Raw genomic sequence first — 12,533 nt, forward strand, 5'->3', positions numbered from 1 at the left:
GGCGCTTACCAGCGCGGTTCTGTTTTTCCCCTTCTCCCTTGAGGGAGCCGGGGCAGGGTGAGGGGGAACCGACCGCACCGCCGCTCATTACGCCGGGGTGGTCAGCGGGTTATTGGGGTGCGTGGTCCAGTTGGCGTAAACATCGGTCACCACTTTTCCAGTCCGTTTATCTTTTTCGCCAGGCTGCAGGCTGCGCAGTGAAATGCAGTTCTCAACCGGGCAAATTGAGGCGCAAAGGTTGCAGCCGACGCAATCCTCCTCACGCACTTCAAAATGCCGGGTTTCCCCGGTGATGGCGGTAATCGCCTGATGCGACGTGTCCTCACAAACCAGGTGGCAGCGCCCGCACTTGATACACGACGCCTGGTCGATGATCGCTTTATTCACATGATTGAGATTGAGATAGCGCCAGTCAGTGACGCTCGGCAGTGCCATGCCGCGGAAGTCCTCAAGGGTCCGGAACCCTTTTTGATCCATATAGTTTTCCAGGCCGCTTATCATGTCGCGCACGATCTGGAAACCATGCACCATCGCCGCGGTACATACCTGCACTGTCCCGCACCCCAGAGCGATGAATTCCGCCGCATCGCGCCAGGTCGCAATACCGCCAATGCCGGAAATCGGTAAACCGCGGGTTTGCGGATCGCGGCCAATTTCCGAGACCATATTCAGCGCTATGGGCTTCACTGCCGGACCGCAGTAGCCGCCATGCGAGCCCTGATTACCGGTGTGCGGTAACATCAACATCTGCTCAAGATCGACGGCGATGATCGAATTAATGGTGTTGATCAGCGAAACAGCGTCAGCGCCACCCGCCTTCGCGGCCCGGGCCGGATAGCGAATATCGGTGATGTTCGGCGTCAGTTTGACGATCGTCGGCAGGCGGCAATATTGCTTGCACCAGCGGGTGACCATCTCGATATATTCCGGCACCTGGCCCACTGCGGCGCCCATTCCTCGCTCACTCATGCCGTGTGGGCAGCCAAAGTTAAGTTCGATACCGTCTGCGCCCGTGGCTTCAACCTGCGGTAAAATGGTTTTCCACGCTTCCTCTTCGCAGGGCACCATGATCGATACCACGACAGCCCGGTCCGGCCATCGCTGTTTGATACGGGTAATTTCCTCAAGATTGATGGCCAGAGAACGGTCGGTGATCAATTCAATGTTATTCAGACCAATAACGCGGCGGTCGCCGCCAGCAAGAGTGGCGTAGCGCGGCCCGCTAACGTTAACCACATGGGGATCTAAGCCGAGCGTTTTCCATACCACGCCGCCCCATCCGGCCTGAAAAGCGCGTTCCACGTTGTACTCTTTATCGGTAGGCGGCGCAGACGCCAGCCAGAATGGATTGGGGCTTTGAATGCCGAGAAAATCACTGTGCAGACTAGCCATGGGCATGCTCCTGAAAAGAGATGGCGTTAGCGGCGTCGTTGATGGCGAGGGCCAGAGAGATAGAGCGGGCAGCGAGTTTGCCCTGGCGCACGGCGTCGACCGTCAGGTCAAGACCGCCGGCACAGCAGTCGCCGCCGGCCCAGACGCCGGCCAGCGAGGTGCGGCCATTCTCATCGGTGGCGATGCGTCCCTGTTTTAACTGCACGGCTTGCCCGACCGGGGAACATTCGAAAGTCTGACCGATGGCTTTAAGCACCATGTCGGCTTCCAGCGTGAAGGTCTCGCCGCTGGTCGCGGCCCCCTGAACATCCTCGCGCGTTACGCTGAACGTCACGCCCGTAAGCTGATGGTTGCGCTGTTCGAACCGCAACGGGGTGGCCCACAGACGCACCGTTACGCCGTTCAGTTGCGCCCACTGCCGCTCTTTTTCCGATGCTTTCATTTGCGCTTCGCCGCGGCGGTAAACAAGGGTAACGTCCTGCGCGCCGAGTTTTTTTGCCTGTACAGCGGCGTCAACGGCGGTCATACCGCCGCCAATGACCACCACTTTACGGCCGACAGGGATTTGCCTCAGATCTGTGCACTGGCGTAAATCGGCGATAAAATCCACCGCTTCAAAAATACCGTCAGGTTCTGTGCCAGTGTTTTCCAGTTGATTCACGCTCGCCAGCCCAAGGCCGAGGAATACCGCGTCATGGCTGGCCTGCAGTTGGGCGAGGCTGATCTCTTTCCCCAGGGTTTTTCCGGCGTGCAGCGTAATTCCGCCCACGGAGAGCAACCAGGCCACTTCCCGCGCGGCGAAACCATCGGTGACTTTATAGCGGGCCAGACCATATTCGTTGAGACCGCCGGCTTTACTGCGGGCATCGAAGAGATCCACGCTGTGACCCGCAACCGCCAGCTGGTGAGCGACGGTCAGCCCCGCCGGACCCGCACCAACCACGGCAATCCGTTTCCCTGTTTCAGGCCCACGGATGAATAGCGGCTGACCGGGATGTGCAAAGAAATCATCCGTGGCATAGCGCTGGAGCAGTCCGATATTGAGCGGGCGACCGTCTCGCGCGTGACGCACGCAGGCGTGTTCGCATAATGTTTCTGTCGGACAGACGCGGCTACAGATCCCGCCTAACACATTGGCTCGCAGAATGACCTCCGCCGCGCCGCGATTGTTGTTCTGGGCGATACGTTGAATAAAGCTCGGTACATCGATATCGGCCGGGCAGGCCCGGGAGCAGGGGGCATCAAAGCAGTAGTAACAGCGTTCCGCTTCAATCACCGCCTGCGAGGCGGTTAACGGGGGCGCGCAGTCCGCAAACTCACGCGCATACGCGTCGGGCGCCAGCCGGGCGGCCTGGCGTCCGGGGGCGTCGATACCTGAACAGTCGCTCATCATGCTTCTCCTGAATGATTAGCAGGGTTATCTCTCCCTGCGTTTAAAATCTTGACCAGATGGTTAAGTTTTCACGTAATAACCATGCTAATTACGTGCCATTTCCAGCAGGTTCGCCGCAGAGCGTGTAAATTAAGGAAGGTAGGGCGTTGTGAATAATGCAGCATGCCTTTTTGTGGTATTTTTTGGTGCAATTTGCACCATATTTGCCGCTGTTTGCTGCATATTGCGGCAGAAGTCGTCAATCATTCCAGGCCGCAGATGCGGCAAACGCAGCGCAATACATGTTCTGTTGTTCGCGACTGCGCTGCCGCACTGCGCGAATCTTCCCCCAGTACGGCGGCAATCTGAATATCAAAATCTGCGTAGGTTTGGGTTATCGCCCAGACGGTAAAAAAGAAATGGGTGGTATCCAGTTGCCGCAGCTTACCCTGTGAAATCCAGCCATCAAGAATGCGCGCCTTCTCCTCCACCAGTCGCCTGAGCTGCGTCTTTAATAGCGGATGAACAGCCTGCGCGCCCTGAAGGATTTCGTTGGCAAACAGGCGGGAGGCTTCAGGGCGAGAAAAACTAAAGCCAATCTTTTTACGGACATACTCTTCCAGCGCCGTTTTGGGATCCGCATGCGCCGAGATCCCTTCCAGCGGCGCCAGCCAGTCGTGCAGAATGCACTCCAGTACGCGCAGATAGAGGTTTTTTTTGTGACCAAAATAGTAATGAAGATTGGCCTTTGGCAGGTCGGCGGCATCGGCGATCTGTTGCATGGTGGCGCCGCGAAATCCGTAACAGGCAAAGACGCGTTCGGCGGCAGCCATTATGATGGCTTCGTTATCCTGGCGAATACGCCCTTTTTCCAGCGATACCTCAATGCCGCCCAGCAGACTTTCATTCATCATTGGCTCCGGTGAAATCCGCCGTCCCTGGCGGGAGGACTATTTCAGCTTTGCCGCGGCATCCCAGACGATATGGGTCATCGCACTGTCACCCGGGTCTTTTTTAATCACCGGGGTATCGCCGCCGCTATGTAGCAGGACATCAATCGTATGGCGATAAGCCGCCGGATCGAGATAGCCAATTTGCGGCGTGTTGGCATTAGTGATCAGTTTTGCCACGTTTTCCATCTGGCGAGTTTGCACCGCTTCGGTAGACGCGCCGGAAGCATCTTCCGCTACCACGATTTTCGCTGCCTCTTGCGGATGTTTCACCGCATAATCCCAGCCTTTAAACGATGCCTTGAGGAACTTCGCCATTCTGGCGACGAACGCCGGGTCTTTCAGGCTCGGAGCCAGCACGTACAGCCCGTCTTCCAGCGTGGATACGCCCTGATCCTCGTACGGGAAGGTGATCAAATCCGATTCTTTCAGGCCCGCATCGATCAACTGCCAGTATTCGTTATAGTTCATGGTGGAGATACAGGCTGCCTGATCCTGTAACAGTGGGTCAACGTTAAAGCCTTGTTTGAGAATAGTAATATCGGTGCCGGGTTTCAGTCCCAGCTTGTTCATCCAGTTGAAGAAGGGGTACTCGTTGCCGCCGTACCAGACACCCAGGGTTTTGCCTTTGAAATCGGCGGGGGTTTTAATCCCGCTCGATTTTTTACAGGTCAGCATCATGCCGGAACGATTGAAGATCTGGGCAATATTGACCAGCGGAACGCCCGCTTCACGTGAGGCCAGCGCATCAGGCAGCCAGTTAACGATCACATCTGCGGATTTCCCGGCAATCACCTGGACCGGAGAAATATCCGTTCCGCCGGGTTTGATCGTAACATCCAGCCCTTCGTCTTTATAAAACCCTTTTTCCTGCGCCACGTAGTAGCCAGCAAATTGTGCCTGTGGCACCCATTTCAACTGCAGCGTCACTTTCTCTGCTGCGTATGCTGAAAAAGTCAATGCCGCAGACATTGCCGCCAGCAACAACCCCCGGCGAAAAGCGGAACGTTTCATCATGGGATAACTCCTCGGGTTAGTGTGTGCATCATCATGTTTTTATGTTGTTTTACTTTTCCGCCGCCATCCCGCGAATCGAGGGATGCCAGAAATTTATGCGTCTGTCGAGGCGCACCAGCACGGTGTAAATCAGCGAACCGGCCAGTGACGACACCACAATCGCCGACCACACCACCGGCATATGCATTCGCGCCGATTCTGTGGAGATGCGAAAGCCCAGCCCGGCGGTGGGGGAGCCAAAATATTCGGCGACAATGGCGGTGATCAGCGCCAGGGTGGCGTTCACTTTCAGGGCGTTAAAAATAAACGGCATTGCGGCGGGAAGGCGCAGCATGCGCAACTGCTGATGAGGCGTGGCAGCGTAACAGTACATCAATTCCTGCTCCAGCTTGTCGCTCGCTTTCAGTCCGGCCAGCGTGCTGACCAGCGCCGGGAAAAAGGTCACCAGAATCACCACCGCGGCTTTTGACGGCCAGTCGAAACCAAACCACATCACGGCGATAGGGGCGACGCCCACCAGCGGCACCGTGCTGGTCAGACTGGCGACCGGGAGCAGCCCGCGCTGCAGGAAGGGAAGCCTGTCGATAAGCAGCGCCACGCCAATGCCTGCGCCGCAGCCCAGCAGATAACCCGCCAGCACCGATTTGAGAACGGTCTGCACCAGATCGCCCGCCAGCAGCGAAGCGCTGTCGATTAACGCGGTGAGGATATCAAGCGGGGCGGGCAGGATAACCTGGGGAACGGCAAATCCGCTGACCAGAATCTGCCAGAACCACAGCAACCAGACGCCGAGTAACGCGGCGACGGCTGCAGGTGGAACCGGCGCGCTGGCCAGACGTTGTACGCTCACCGCGGCGAGCAGCGCCAGGGCCAGAGTGAGCATGCCATTAAACGGTAATACCGCCAGCCAGAGCGCGCTGACAACGAGCGCGACCGCAAAGAGCAGGTTGCGCAAACTTTTTGTTGAGCAGGCCAACAGCGCACAGGCAATGAGCAGCAGCGCATTGAGGCGGAGTGCAGAAAACGTATGGTCAGCGGCGCTTAACTGAATAAGCGCCAGGATAGCGACGATAAACGCGCTTACTAACAGTAGCGAGCCAGGAATCGCGTGCTTTTTCATTACGCCCCCTTACGCTGGCGCATCACCAGCCGTTCAGTCAGTGTGACCATCCCGGTCAATGTCAGGCCCAGCAGTGACGCCATCACCAACGCAGACCAAATCTGAATGGTATTGCCGTAATAGGAGCCGGTCAGCAGTCTCGCCCCCAGCCCGGCCTGTGCGCCAGTCGGTAACTCCGCCACCATTGTGCCGACCAGACCGCTGGCGATGGCGACGCGAAACGCAGGGAAAAGATAGGGTAGCGAGGAGGGAAGACGAACCATCCAGAAAATATCGGCGCGTCGTGCGGCGTAGGTATGCACCAGTTCCATTTCCATTTTCTGCGGCGAACGCAGTCCCTGCACCATGGCGATGGTGACCGGAAAAAAGCACAGGTACATGGCGATGGTCGCTTTTGGCAACATGCCGGTGATCCCCAGACTGCCGAGGATAATCAATACGATAGGGGCGATAGCCAGGACCGGAATGGTTTGCGACGCGACGATCCACGGCATCAGCGCCTTATCCAGTGTGGGCGAGTGCACTATACCGATGGCCAGCAGAACACCCAATACCACCCCCATTGCGAAACCGGTCAGCGCCGCGCTGGCGGTGACCCATGTGTGCAGTAACAAATTTCTCGGCGAGTCGATCGGCCACTGCGTCAGGCTGTTCCAGATATCGACAAGCAACTGATGCGGCGCTGGCAGCAGCGGGCGGGTGGCGTTCAGGGCGGCGACGATCAAATCACGGCTGGTCCATGCGCCGCGCGGGGTCAATACCCGGTCGATCACGCCCGGTGCGTTCAGCGCGAAGGCCAGTACATACCAGAGGAACAGTGCCACCAGGAGTACGCTGCCGACGGGCAGAGCATAGAGATGCAGGCGTTGGCTAATGCTCATGATGTCCCTCCACCAGCGCCTTGCGAACATCGGCGGCAAGCTGCAAAAATGCCGGCGTATCACGAATGGCAAGGGAACGTTCTGCAGGCAGCGGCGACTCAATTACCTTCACAATTCGCCCTGGACGTGGCGACATCACCACGATTTTGGTAGAGAGGTATACCGCCTCGGAAATGGAGTGCGTCACGAAGACCATTGTGCGTTGTTCGTTAAACCACAACTGCTGTAATTGCTGGTTGAGGTTGTCGCGGGTCAGTTCATCCAGCGCACCAAAGGGCTCGTCCATCATCAGGATTTTAGGTTCAAAACCCAGCGCTCTGGCGATGGAGACACGCTGCTGCATGCCGCCGGAAAGCTGCCACGGGTATTTTTTCTCAAACCCTTTCAGCCCGACACGCGCCAGTTGTTCACGGGCGATGTCGTCGCAGCGCTCCGGCGGCATACCCTGGATTTGTAGCGGCAGTTTGACGTTTGCCAGTACGGTACGCCATGGCAACAGCACCGGAGCCTGAAAAACATACCCGTATGCGCCCCCCTGCCGGGCTTCTGAAGGCGACATATCATTAACCAGCACTTCACCGGAGGTGATGGGTTCCAGGTCGGCAATGGCGCGCAATAAGGTTGTTTTACCGCAACCGGAAGGGCCGATAAACGAAACAAACTCCCCCTGGCGAATGGTCAGATTAATATCTTTCAGCGCATGCACTGGCTGATCGGCCGCCGGGTAAATCACGTTGGCCTGGTTTACCCTGATGGCAGGGCGTGCGGTGGCGGTTATCGGTTTCAACGGCACGACCGCAGATTCCTCTGCGTAGATCAACTGGCTCATTCCCGGTCTCCCCCTTTTTTTGACTAACTGGTTAAGTTTGTATCCCCATGCCATTTTTGTGCCAGTCATGAAATGGCGCTATTTGTGGCGCATTCGCCGCATAATAAGGTTTTTTGATGACCAGTTTGGTGCAAATGTCGACGCGTTTGCGTGTTTGTGGGGCAATGAAGGAAAGGGGGGATGGTGCCGGGCAAAAAAACATGGCAGTGCAGAGGTTATACTCCCGCTGTACAAAGGCGGAAGGACAGTCTGAACCGGTTGACGTGGCAGATGGGCGCATCCCCTACGTATGGACATAATATGCTCAGTGAGGCGATCCGGGCAGGTTAAAGGGCGCGGGATTGTTATCTGCAAGAGGAAGCGTTATCCGGCCCGCGAAACGCCAGTCAGGACGTAACATGTGCGTAATGGAGAGGCCGGATAAGCTGCTGGCGTTAAGGCTCAGCGTTGTGTTTCTTGCCAGTCTGCCAGGGTATACAGCGTTGCGCCAGCCGCAGCCATTGCCATAAACGCCTGGGCGCTGTCCTGCGGATGAATATTTACCCCGCGGCAACCGTCGGTAATGACGTTGACGCGATAGTCCAGAGACAGCGCATCCAGCACGCTAAACTTGACACAGTAGTCGGTGGCGAGGCCCAGCACCGTCAGCTCGGTTATTCCGCGTTCACGTAACCACGCATCAAGCTCTGTTTTTTGCCGCCGACCGTTATCGAAAAACGCGCTGTAGCTATCGATGGCCGGATTTTCGCCCTTACGGAACACCGCGGTAATATCCTGCTGTTTAAGCAGCGGATGCAGCGCCGCGCCTGCGCTATTTTGCACACAGTGATCTGGCCAGAAGGTTTGCGCCAGACCGTCAAGCTCGCCCTGGGTATAGGGCTCCGCCTGATGCTGGCTGGCGAAGCTACCGTGATTTGCCGGATGCCAGTCCTGGCTGGCGACGACGATCTCGCCGCGCGCCAGACTCCAGTCGATAAGCTGATTGGCGATCTCCACCGTACTGTCGCCCTGCGGAACGGCCAGCGCGCCACCGGCGCAAAAATCGTTTTGTAAGTCAATCAATAACAGTGCACGCTGTGTCATATACTTGTCCTTACTCATCGGGGGTCAGTTCGCCACGCAGATTCTCCTGCATCGCGCGGCGGATTGCCGCAACGTCCAGATCCTGGCTCAGCAAATAGTGTAGCTTGGTTAGCGTCGCTTCGACGGTCATATCAAAACCGCTAATTACTCCTGCCTGAGCCAGCGCGTTGCCGGTAGCGTAGCCGCCCATATTGACTTTGCCGGACATGCACTGGGTTAAATTAATCACCACAATACCCCGCTGGCTGGCCTCGGTCAGCACCTGAATAAAATCGCCGCTTTGCGGCGCATTACCGACGCCATAAGAGCGCAGGATCAGCGCTTTGACCGGCTGGAGCAGAAAGTTACGCACCACATCAGCAGAGATGCCGGGGTAGATCGTCACCACGCCGATCGGCTGCGGTATGATGGGATGTACCACCAGCTCGCCATTACCATGGGGCGCGGGAGGCGTGGTGAGGCGGCGAATATGAATTCCGGCTTCCAGCAGCGGCGCCAGGTTCGGTGAGGCAAAGGCGTTAAACCCGTCGGCGTGGGCTTTCGTGGTGCGGTTGCCGCGATAAAGGCGATTGTTGAAGAAGAGCGAGACTTCGTTAATCGGATAGTTGGCTGCTATGTACAGCGCGTTGAGCAGGTTGATTTGTCCGTCGGAGCGCAGTTCGGCCAGCGGTATTTGTGACCCTGTCACAATGACCGGTTTCCCCAGATTCTCCAGCATAAAGGAGAGCGCTGAGGCGGTAAACGCCATGGTATCCGTACCGTGCAGGATCACGAAACCGTCATACTGGTCGTAATGGTCGCGAATATCGTCGGCAATATGCTGCCAGTCCTGCGGCGTCATGTCGGAAGAGTCCATCAATGGCGCGTATTCATGGATGGTGAAGTCAGGCATCTCCGGGCGGTGGAATTCGGGCATTAAAGCCAACTGGCGTTGTAAATGGCCGGAAACAGGGATGTAACCATGTTCTGAACGCTGCATACCAATGGTGCCGCCGGTATAGGCAACGTAAATAGATTTCTTCTGCATAGCATCACTTAGATTATATATGGACCGGCGAAGTATATACCGGCGACGCGGCAAGTGGCATAGGCGCTGGCGGGTTTCCTTCATTTCAGTCTGTCAGAAGACAGGCCGCCCCGTGGAAAGGGGCGGCGGAAGGATTAATGAATATTGGCGCAGGTTAAGCAGAAAGCGTAGCGGTTCTGCGGATCGTTGAACGCCGCCAGCTTGTCGCTCTCGGTTTTCACCGCGTTAGCCGCAGCGGCGACCGGGGCGGGTAAATAGGCCTGAATCGCCGCCGGCAGCGCTGCACGGACTGAACCGGTCAGACTATCCACTACCATTGAGAACAAGCTGGGCTCTTCCTGGTAAAAATCGAGATGCCACTGTTTCAGCTTCGCCAGCTCCGCGGCTTTTGCTACCGCGTCGTCAAAGTCGCCGAGGCTGTCGACCAGGCCGTTAGCTTTCGCGTCTTCTCCGGTCCAGACATGACCCTGGGCGATTTGGTCGATTTTCTCCGGCGTGCTCTTGCGCGAGGTCGCCACCAGGGTAATAAAGCGCTTATAGCCGTTTTCGATACTCAACTGCATCAGTTGCTGCACTTCCGGCGGCAGCGCTTTGGTGGTAGAGACATCAGCCAGCGGCGAGGTTGAGACGCCGTCGGTATGCACGCCAATTGCGCCCAGCGTATTTTCAACGGTATTGATTACCCCAAAAATGCCGATGGAGCCGGTGAGGGTGCTCGGGTTTGCCACGATATAGTTCGCCGGGGTTGAGATCCAGTAGCCGCCGGAGGCCGCCATGCCACCCATTGATACGACGACCGGTTTACCCGCTGCTTTCGCCGCCGCCAGCTCTTCGCGAATCACTTCAGAGGCGCTGACGCTACCGCCCGGACTGTTGACTCGCAGCACGATGGCTTTCACTTTCGGATCCAGACGCGCATCGCGGATCTGCGCCGCAGTGGTATCGCCGCCGACATTGCCCGGCGTTTCTTCCCCGTCCATAATCGCGCCGTTGGCAAAGATAACCGCAATCGTCGCGCCCTGATCGGCAGGGGTTTTCAGCGCATAGTCGTAATAGCTGATTGCGCTATAGTCGTTGTCCGCCTTGCTCCAGCCAAACTGCTTCGTCAGCGCTTTGTCCACCTCAGCGGCGGTGCCAAGCTCATCAACCAGCTTGTTATCCAGCGCGTATTTCGCCGTGTCGCCATCGACTTTACGCAGGCCGTCAATCACGCCCTGTGCGCCAGGAAACAGCTGTTGGGCGGTAATCTGCCGGTTAGCGGCGATGGTGTTGAGGTAATTCTGCCACAGCTCGCCAATCCAGCGGCTATCCGCCTCACGGGCGGCGGGCGACATATCGTCGCGGATAAACGGCTCAACCGCCGACTTATAGGTGCCGACGCGGAAGACATGGGTTGAGACTTCGAGTTTATCCAGCAGCGATTTGTAGTACAGGCCGTTGGTGGCGAAACCATGCAGGTCCACTTCACCCTGCGGCGAGAGCCAGATCTTATTGGCGAAGCTGGCCAGATAGTACTGCGCCTGGCTGTAGCTGTTACCGATAGCGTACACCGGCTTACCGCTATCGCGGAATTCGCGCAGCGCCTTACCGATATACTGCATTGATGGCTGATCGCCACCGGCAAAATTTTTCAGATCCAGCACGATACCGGTGATATTCCGGTCATCTTTCGCCTGGCGTATCGTTTGCACGATATCGAACAGCGAATTTTCCTGCAGACGATCGGAACTGGCGCCAAAAAGCTGGCGGCCAATCACGCCAAGCTTGCTGCTGGCGGAGGGCTTATCGACGACGACGCCGGTGATATCCATCAGCAGCGCGCCGCGGGTGGTGTGCTCTGTCGTGGTACCGCTGAACTGAGACCAGATACCGATGCAAACCAGTACCAGCAGCAGGAAAACCACGTTCAGTGCGAGCTGGCGAATGAAATTGAGTACCCGCCATGTCCATTTAATCATTCCGGCGAGTAGTCGCCAAAGAGTGCGCATGTATTCTCCCTTACCATTATTAAAAATGAGCGAGCCGCCGGGGCAGCCGCGTCTGGCTATCCTAAAGAGAGTGCCGACGGTTGTCAGCAGGAATCACCTGTTGGGCTGTAACAAAATCCTTGCGCATGTTAATTTTATGAAAAATGACATGACAGGAGTTATACAGGTGGATGCTCTCGAACTATTGCTTAATCGCCGCAGCGCGTCACGTCTGACTGAGCCCGCCCCGGCAGGCGAACAGCTGGAAAATATTCTACGCGCAGGCCTGCGTGCGCCGGACCACGGGACGTTGCAGCCGTGGCGTTTCTTTATTATTGCCGATGAAGGTCGCGAACGCTTCAGCCAGTTGCTGGAAAAGGGCGCCATCGCGGCGGGGGCAGATGAAAAAGCGATTGAAAAGGCCCGTAGCGCGCCGTTTCGCGCACCGTTGATTATTACCGTGGTGGCCCGCTGCGAAGATCATCCGAAGGTGCCGAAATGGGAACAGGAGATGTCGGCAGGCTGCGCGGTGATGGCCATGCAAATGGCGGCAGTGGCGCAGGGTTTTAATGGGATCTGGCGTAGCGGGGCGTTGACCGAGAGCCCGGTGGTGCGCGAAGGATTTGCCTGCCGGGAGCAGGATAAAATTGTCGGATTTCTCTATCTGGGGACGCCGATGTTGAAAGCCTCAACCAAAATAGCGTTGCCGGATACCGCGCCGTTCGTCACGCGCTTCTGACGGCGCTTGCCTTTTGTCGGGAAACGGTTGACGCCAGGCCCGGCCACGTGCTGCGTGCGCCTGCGAGGGGCGCACGGACAGGTGCGCAGCGCCGCCTCACGGATCCCGCGACGACGAAACCCTGTTCACCAGGTACTTCTGCCGTTTTGCAAAGTC

11 protein-coding genes are annotated in these 12,533 nt (G+C 57.2%); 1 reads left to right on the plus strand and 10 read right to left on the minus strand.

Annotated elements, in window-relative coordinates; genetic code table 11:
* Nucleotides 1–87 precede the first annotated feature (87 nt).
* From preA to sppA, 10 genes are all read right to left on the minus strand, one after another.
* The gene (preA, locus tag ABK821_RS15900; protein WP_308563731.1) at nt 88–1,392 is read right to left on the minus strand and encodes an NAD-dependent dihydropyrimidine dehydrogenase subunit PreA; all 1,305 of its coding nucleotides are present in this window, start codon (nt 1,390–1,392) and stop codon (nt 88–90) included.
* On the minus strand, nt 1,385–2,785 hold the full coding sequence (locus ABK821_RS15905) for an NAD(P)-dependent oxidoreductase (RefSeq protein ID WP_308563729.1): 1,401 nt from the start codon (nt 2,783–2,785) through the stop codon (nt 1,385–1,387). Before ABK821_RS15905 ends, preA begins: the two co-directional genes overlap by 8 nt.
* A 242-nt stretch (nt 2,786–3,027) precedes the next feature.
* On the minus strand, nt 3,028–3,678 hold the full coding sequence (locus ABK821_RS15910) for a TetR/AcrR family transcriptional regulator (protein ID WP_241675629.1): 651 nt from the start codon (nt 3,676–3,678) through the stop codon (nt 3,028–3,030).
* Nucleotides 3,679–3,714: 36 nt separating this feature from the next.
* The gene (locus ABK821_RS15915; RefSeq protein ID WP_138361271.1) at nt 3,715–4,731 is read right to left on the minus strand and encodes an ABC transporter substrate-binding protein; all 1,017 of its coding nucleotides are present in this window, start codon (nt 4,729–4,731) and stop codon (nt 3,715–3,717) included.
* 49 nt (nt 4,732–4,780) lie between these two features.
* Entirely contained in the window at nt 4,781–5,851 is a 1,071-nt protein-coding gene (locus ABK821_RS15920; RefSeq protein ID WP_142502086.1) for an ABC transporter permease, read from the minus strand.
* The gene (locus ABK821_RS15925; protein WP_138361273.1) at nt 5,851–6,732 is read right to left on the minus strand and encodes an ABC transporter permease; all 882 of its coding nucleotides are present in this window, start codon (nt 6,730–6,732) and stop codon (nt 5,851–5,853) included. Before ABK821_RS15925 ends, ABK821_RS15920 begins: the two co-directional genes overlap by 1 nt.
* Nucleotides 6,722–7,561: an ABC transporter ATP-binding protein gene (locus tag ABK821_RS15930; protein ID WP_138361274.1), complete on the minus strand. Its 840-nt coding sequence runs from the start codon at nt 7,559–7,561 to the stop codon at nt 6,722–6,724. The genes ABK821_RS15925 and ABK821_RS15930 overlap by 11 nt, the downstream gene beginning before the upstream one ends.
* Before the next feature lie 441 nt (nt 7,562–8,002).
* A complete protein-coding gene (gene pncA / locus ABK821_RS15935) occupies nt 8,003–8,644 on the minus strand; it encodes a bifunctional nicotinamidase/pyrazinamidase (RefSeq protein WP_138361275.1) in 642 nt (213 codons plus the stop codon).
* A 10-nt stretch (nt 8,645–8,654) separates the two neighbouring features.
* Complete coding sequence (ansA, locus tag ABK821_RS15940; protein ID WP_343179037.1) at nt 8,655–9,671, minus strand: asparaginase; 1,017 nt, start codon at nt 9,669–9,671, stop codon at nt 8,655–8,657.
* Nucleotides 9,672–9,805: 134 nt separating this feature from the next.
* Complete coding sequence (gene sppA, locus ABK821_RS15945) at nt 9,806–11,659, minus strand: signal peptide peptidase SppA (protein WP_138361277.1); 1,854 nt, start codon at nt 11,657–11,659, stop codon at nt 9,806–9,808.
* Nucleotides 11,660–11,825: 166 nt separating this feature from the next.
* Here sppA and ABK821_RS15950 point away from each other — a divergent pair, with 166 nt between their 5' ends.
* A complete protein-coding gene (locus ABK821_RS15950) occupies nt 11,826–12,377 on the plus strand; it encodes an NAD(P)H nitroreductase (protein WP_138361314.1) in 552 nt (183 codons plus the stop codon).
* The last annotated feature ends 156 nt before the right edge of the window (nt 12,378–12,533 follow it).

It is taken from the genome of Klebsiella sp. KE9456 (assembly GCF_043832615.1).
Classification (GTDB): domain Bacteria; phylum Pseudomonadota; class Gammaproteobacteria; order Enterobacterales; family Enterobacteriaceae; genus Klebsiella; species Klebsiella indica.

What these genes read in the sequence shown, in the direction of transcription:
- preA (WP_308563731.1), bottom strand. Translation starts at nt 1,392, where the DNA reads ATGGCTAGTCTGCACAGTGATTTTCTCGGCATTCAAAGCCCCAATCCA.
- ABK821_RS15930 (WP_138361274.1), bottom strand. Translation starts at nt 7,561, where the DNA reads ATGAGCCAGTTGATCTACGCAGAGGAATCTGCGGTCGTGCCGTTGAAA.
- sppA (WP_138361277.1), bottom strand. Translation starts at nt 11,659, where the DNA reads ATGCGCACTCTTTGGCGACTACTCGCCGGAATGATTAAATGGACATGG.
- ABK821_RS15920 (WP_142502086.1), bottom strand. Translation starts at nt 5,851, where the DNA reads ATGAAAAAGCACGCGATTCCTGGCTCGCTACTGTTAGTAAGCGCGTTT.
- ABK821_RS15905 (WP_308563729.1), bottom strand. Translation starts at nt 2,785, where the DNA reads ATGATGAGCGACTGTTCAGGTATCGACGCCCCCGGACGCCAGGCCGCC.
- ABK821_RS15915 (WP_138361271.1), bottom strand. Translation starts at nt 4,731, where the DNA reads ATGATGAAACGTTCCGCTTTTCGCCGGGGGTTGTTGCTGGCGGCAATG.
- ABK821_RS15925 (WP_138361273.1), bottom strand. Translation starts at nt 6,732, where the DNA reads ATGAGCATTAGCCAACGCCTGCATCTCTATGCTCTGCCCGTCGGCAGC.
- ansA (WP_343179037.1), bottom strand. Translation starts at nt 9,671, where the DNA reads ATGCAGAAGAAATCTATTTACGTTGCCTATACCGGCGGCACCATTGGT.
- ABK821_RS15910 (WP_241675629.1), bottom strand. Translation starts at nt 3,678, where the DNA reads ATGATGAATGAAAGTCTGCTGGGCGGCATTGAGGTATCGCTGGAAAAA.
- pncA (WP_138361275.1), bottom strand. Translation starts at nt 8,644, where the DNA reads ATGACACAGCGTGCACTGTTATTGATTGACTTACAAAACGATTTTTGC.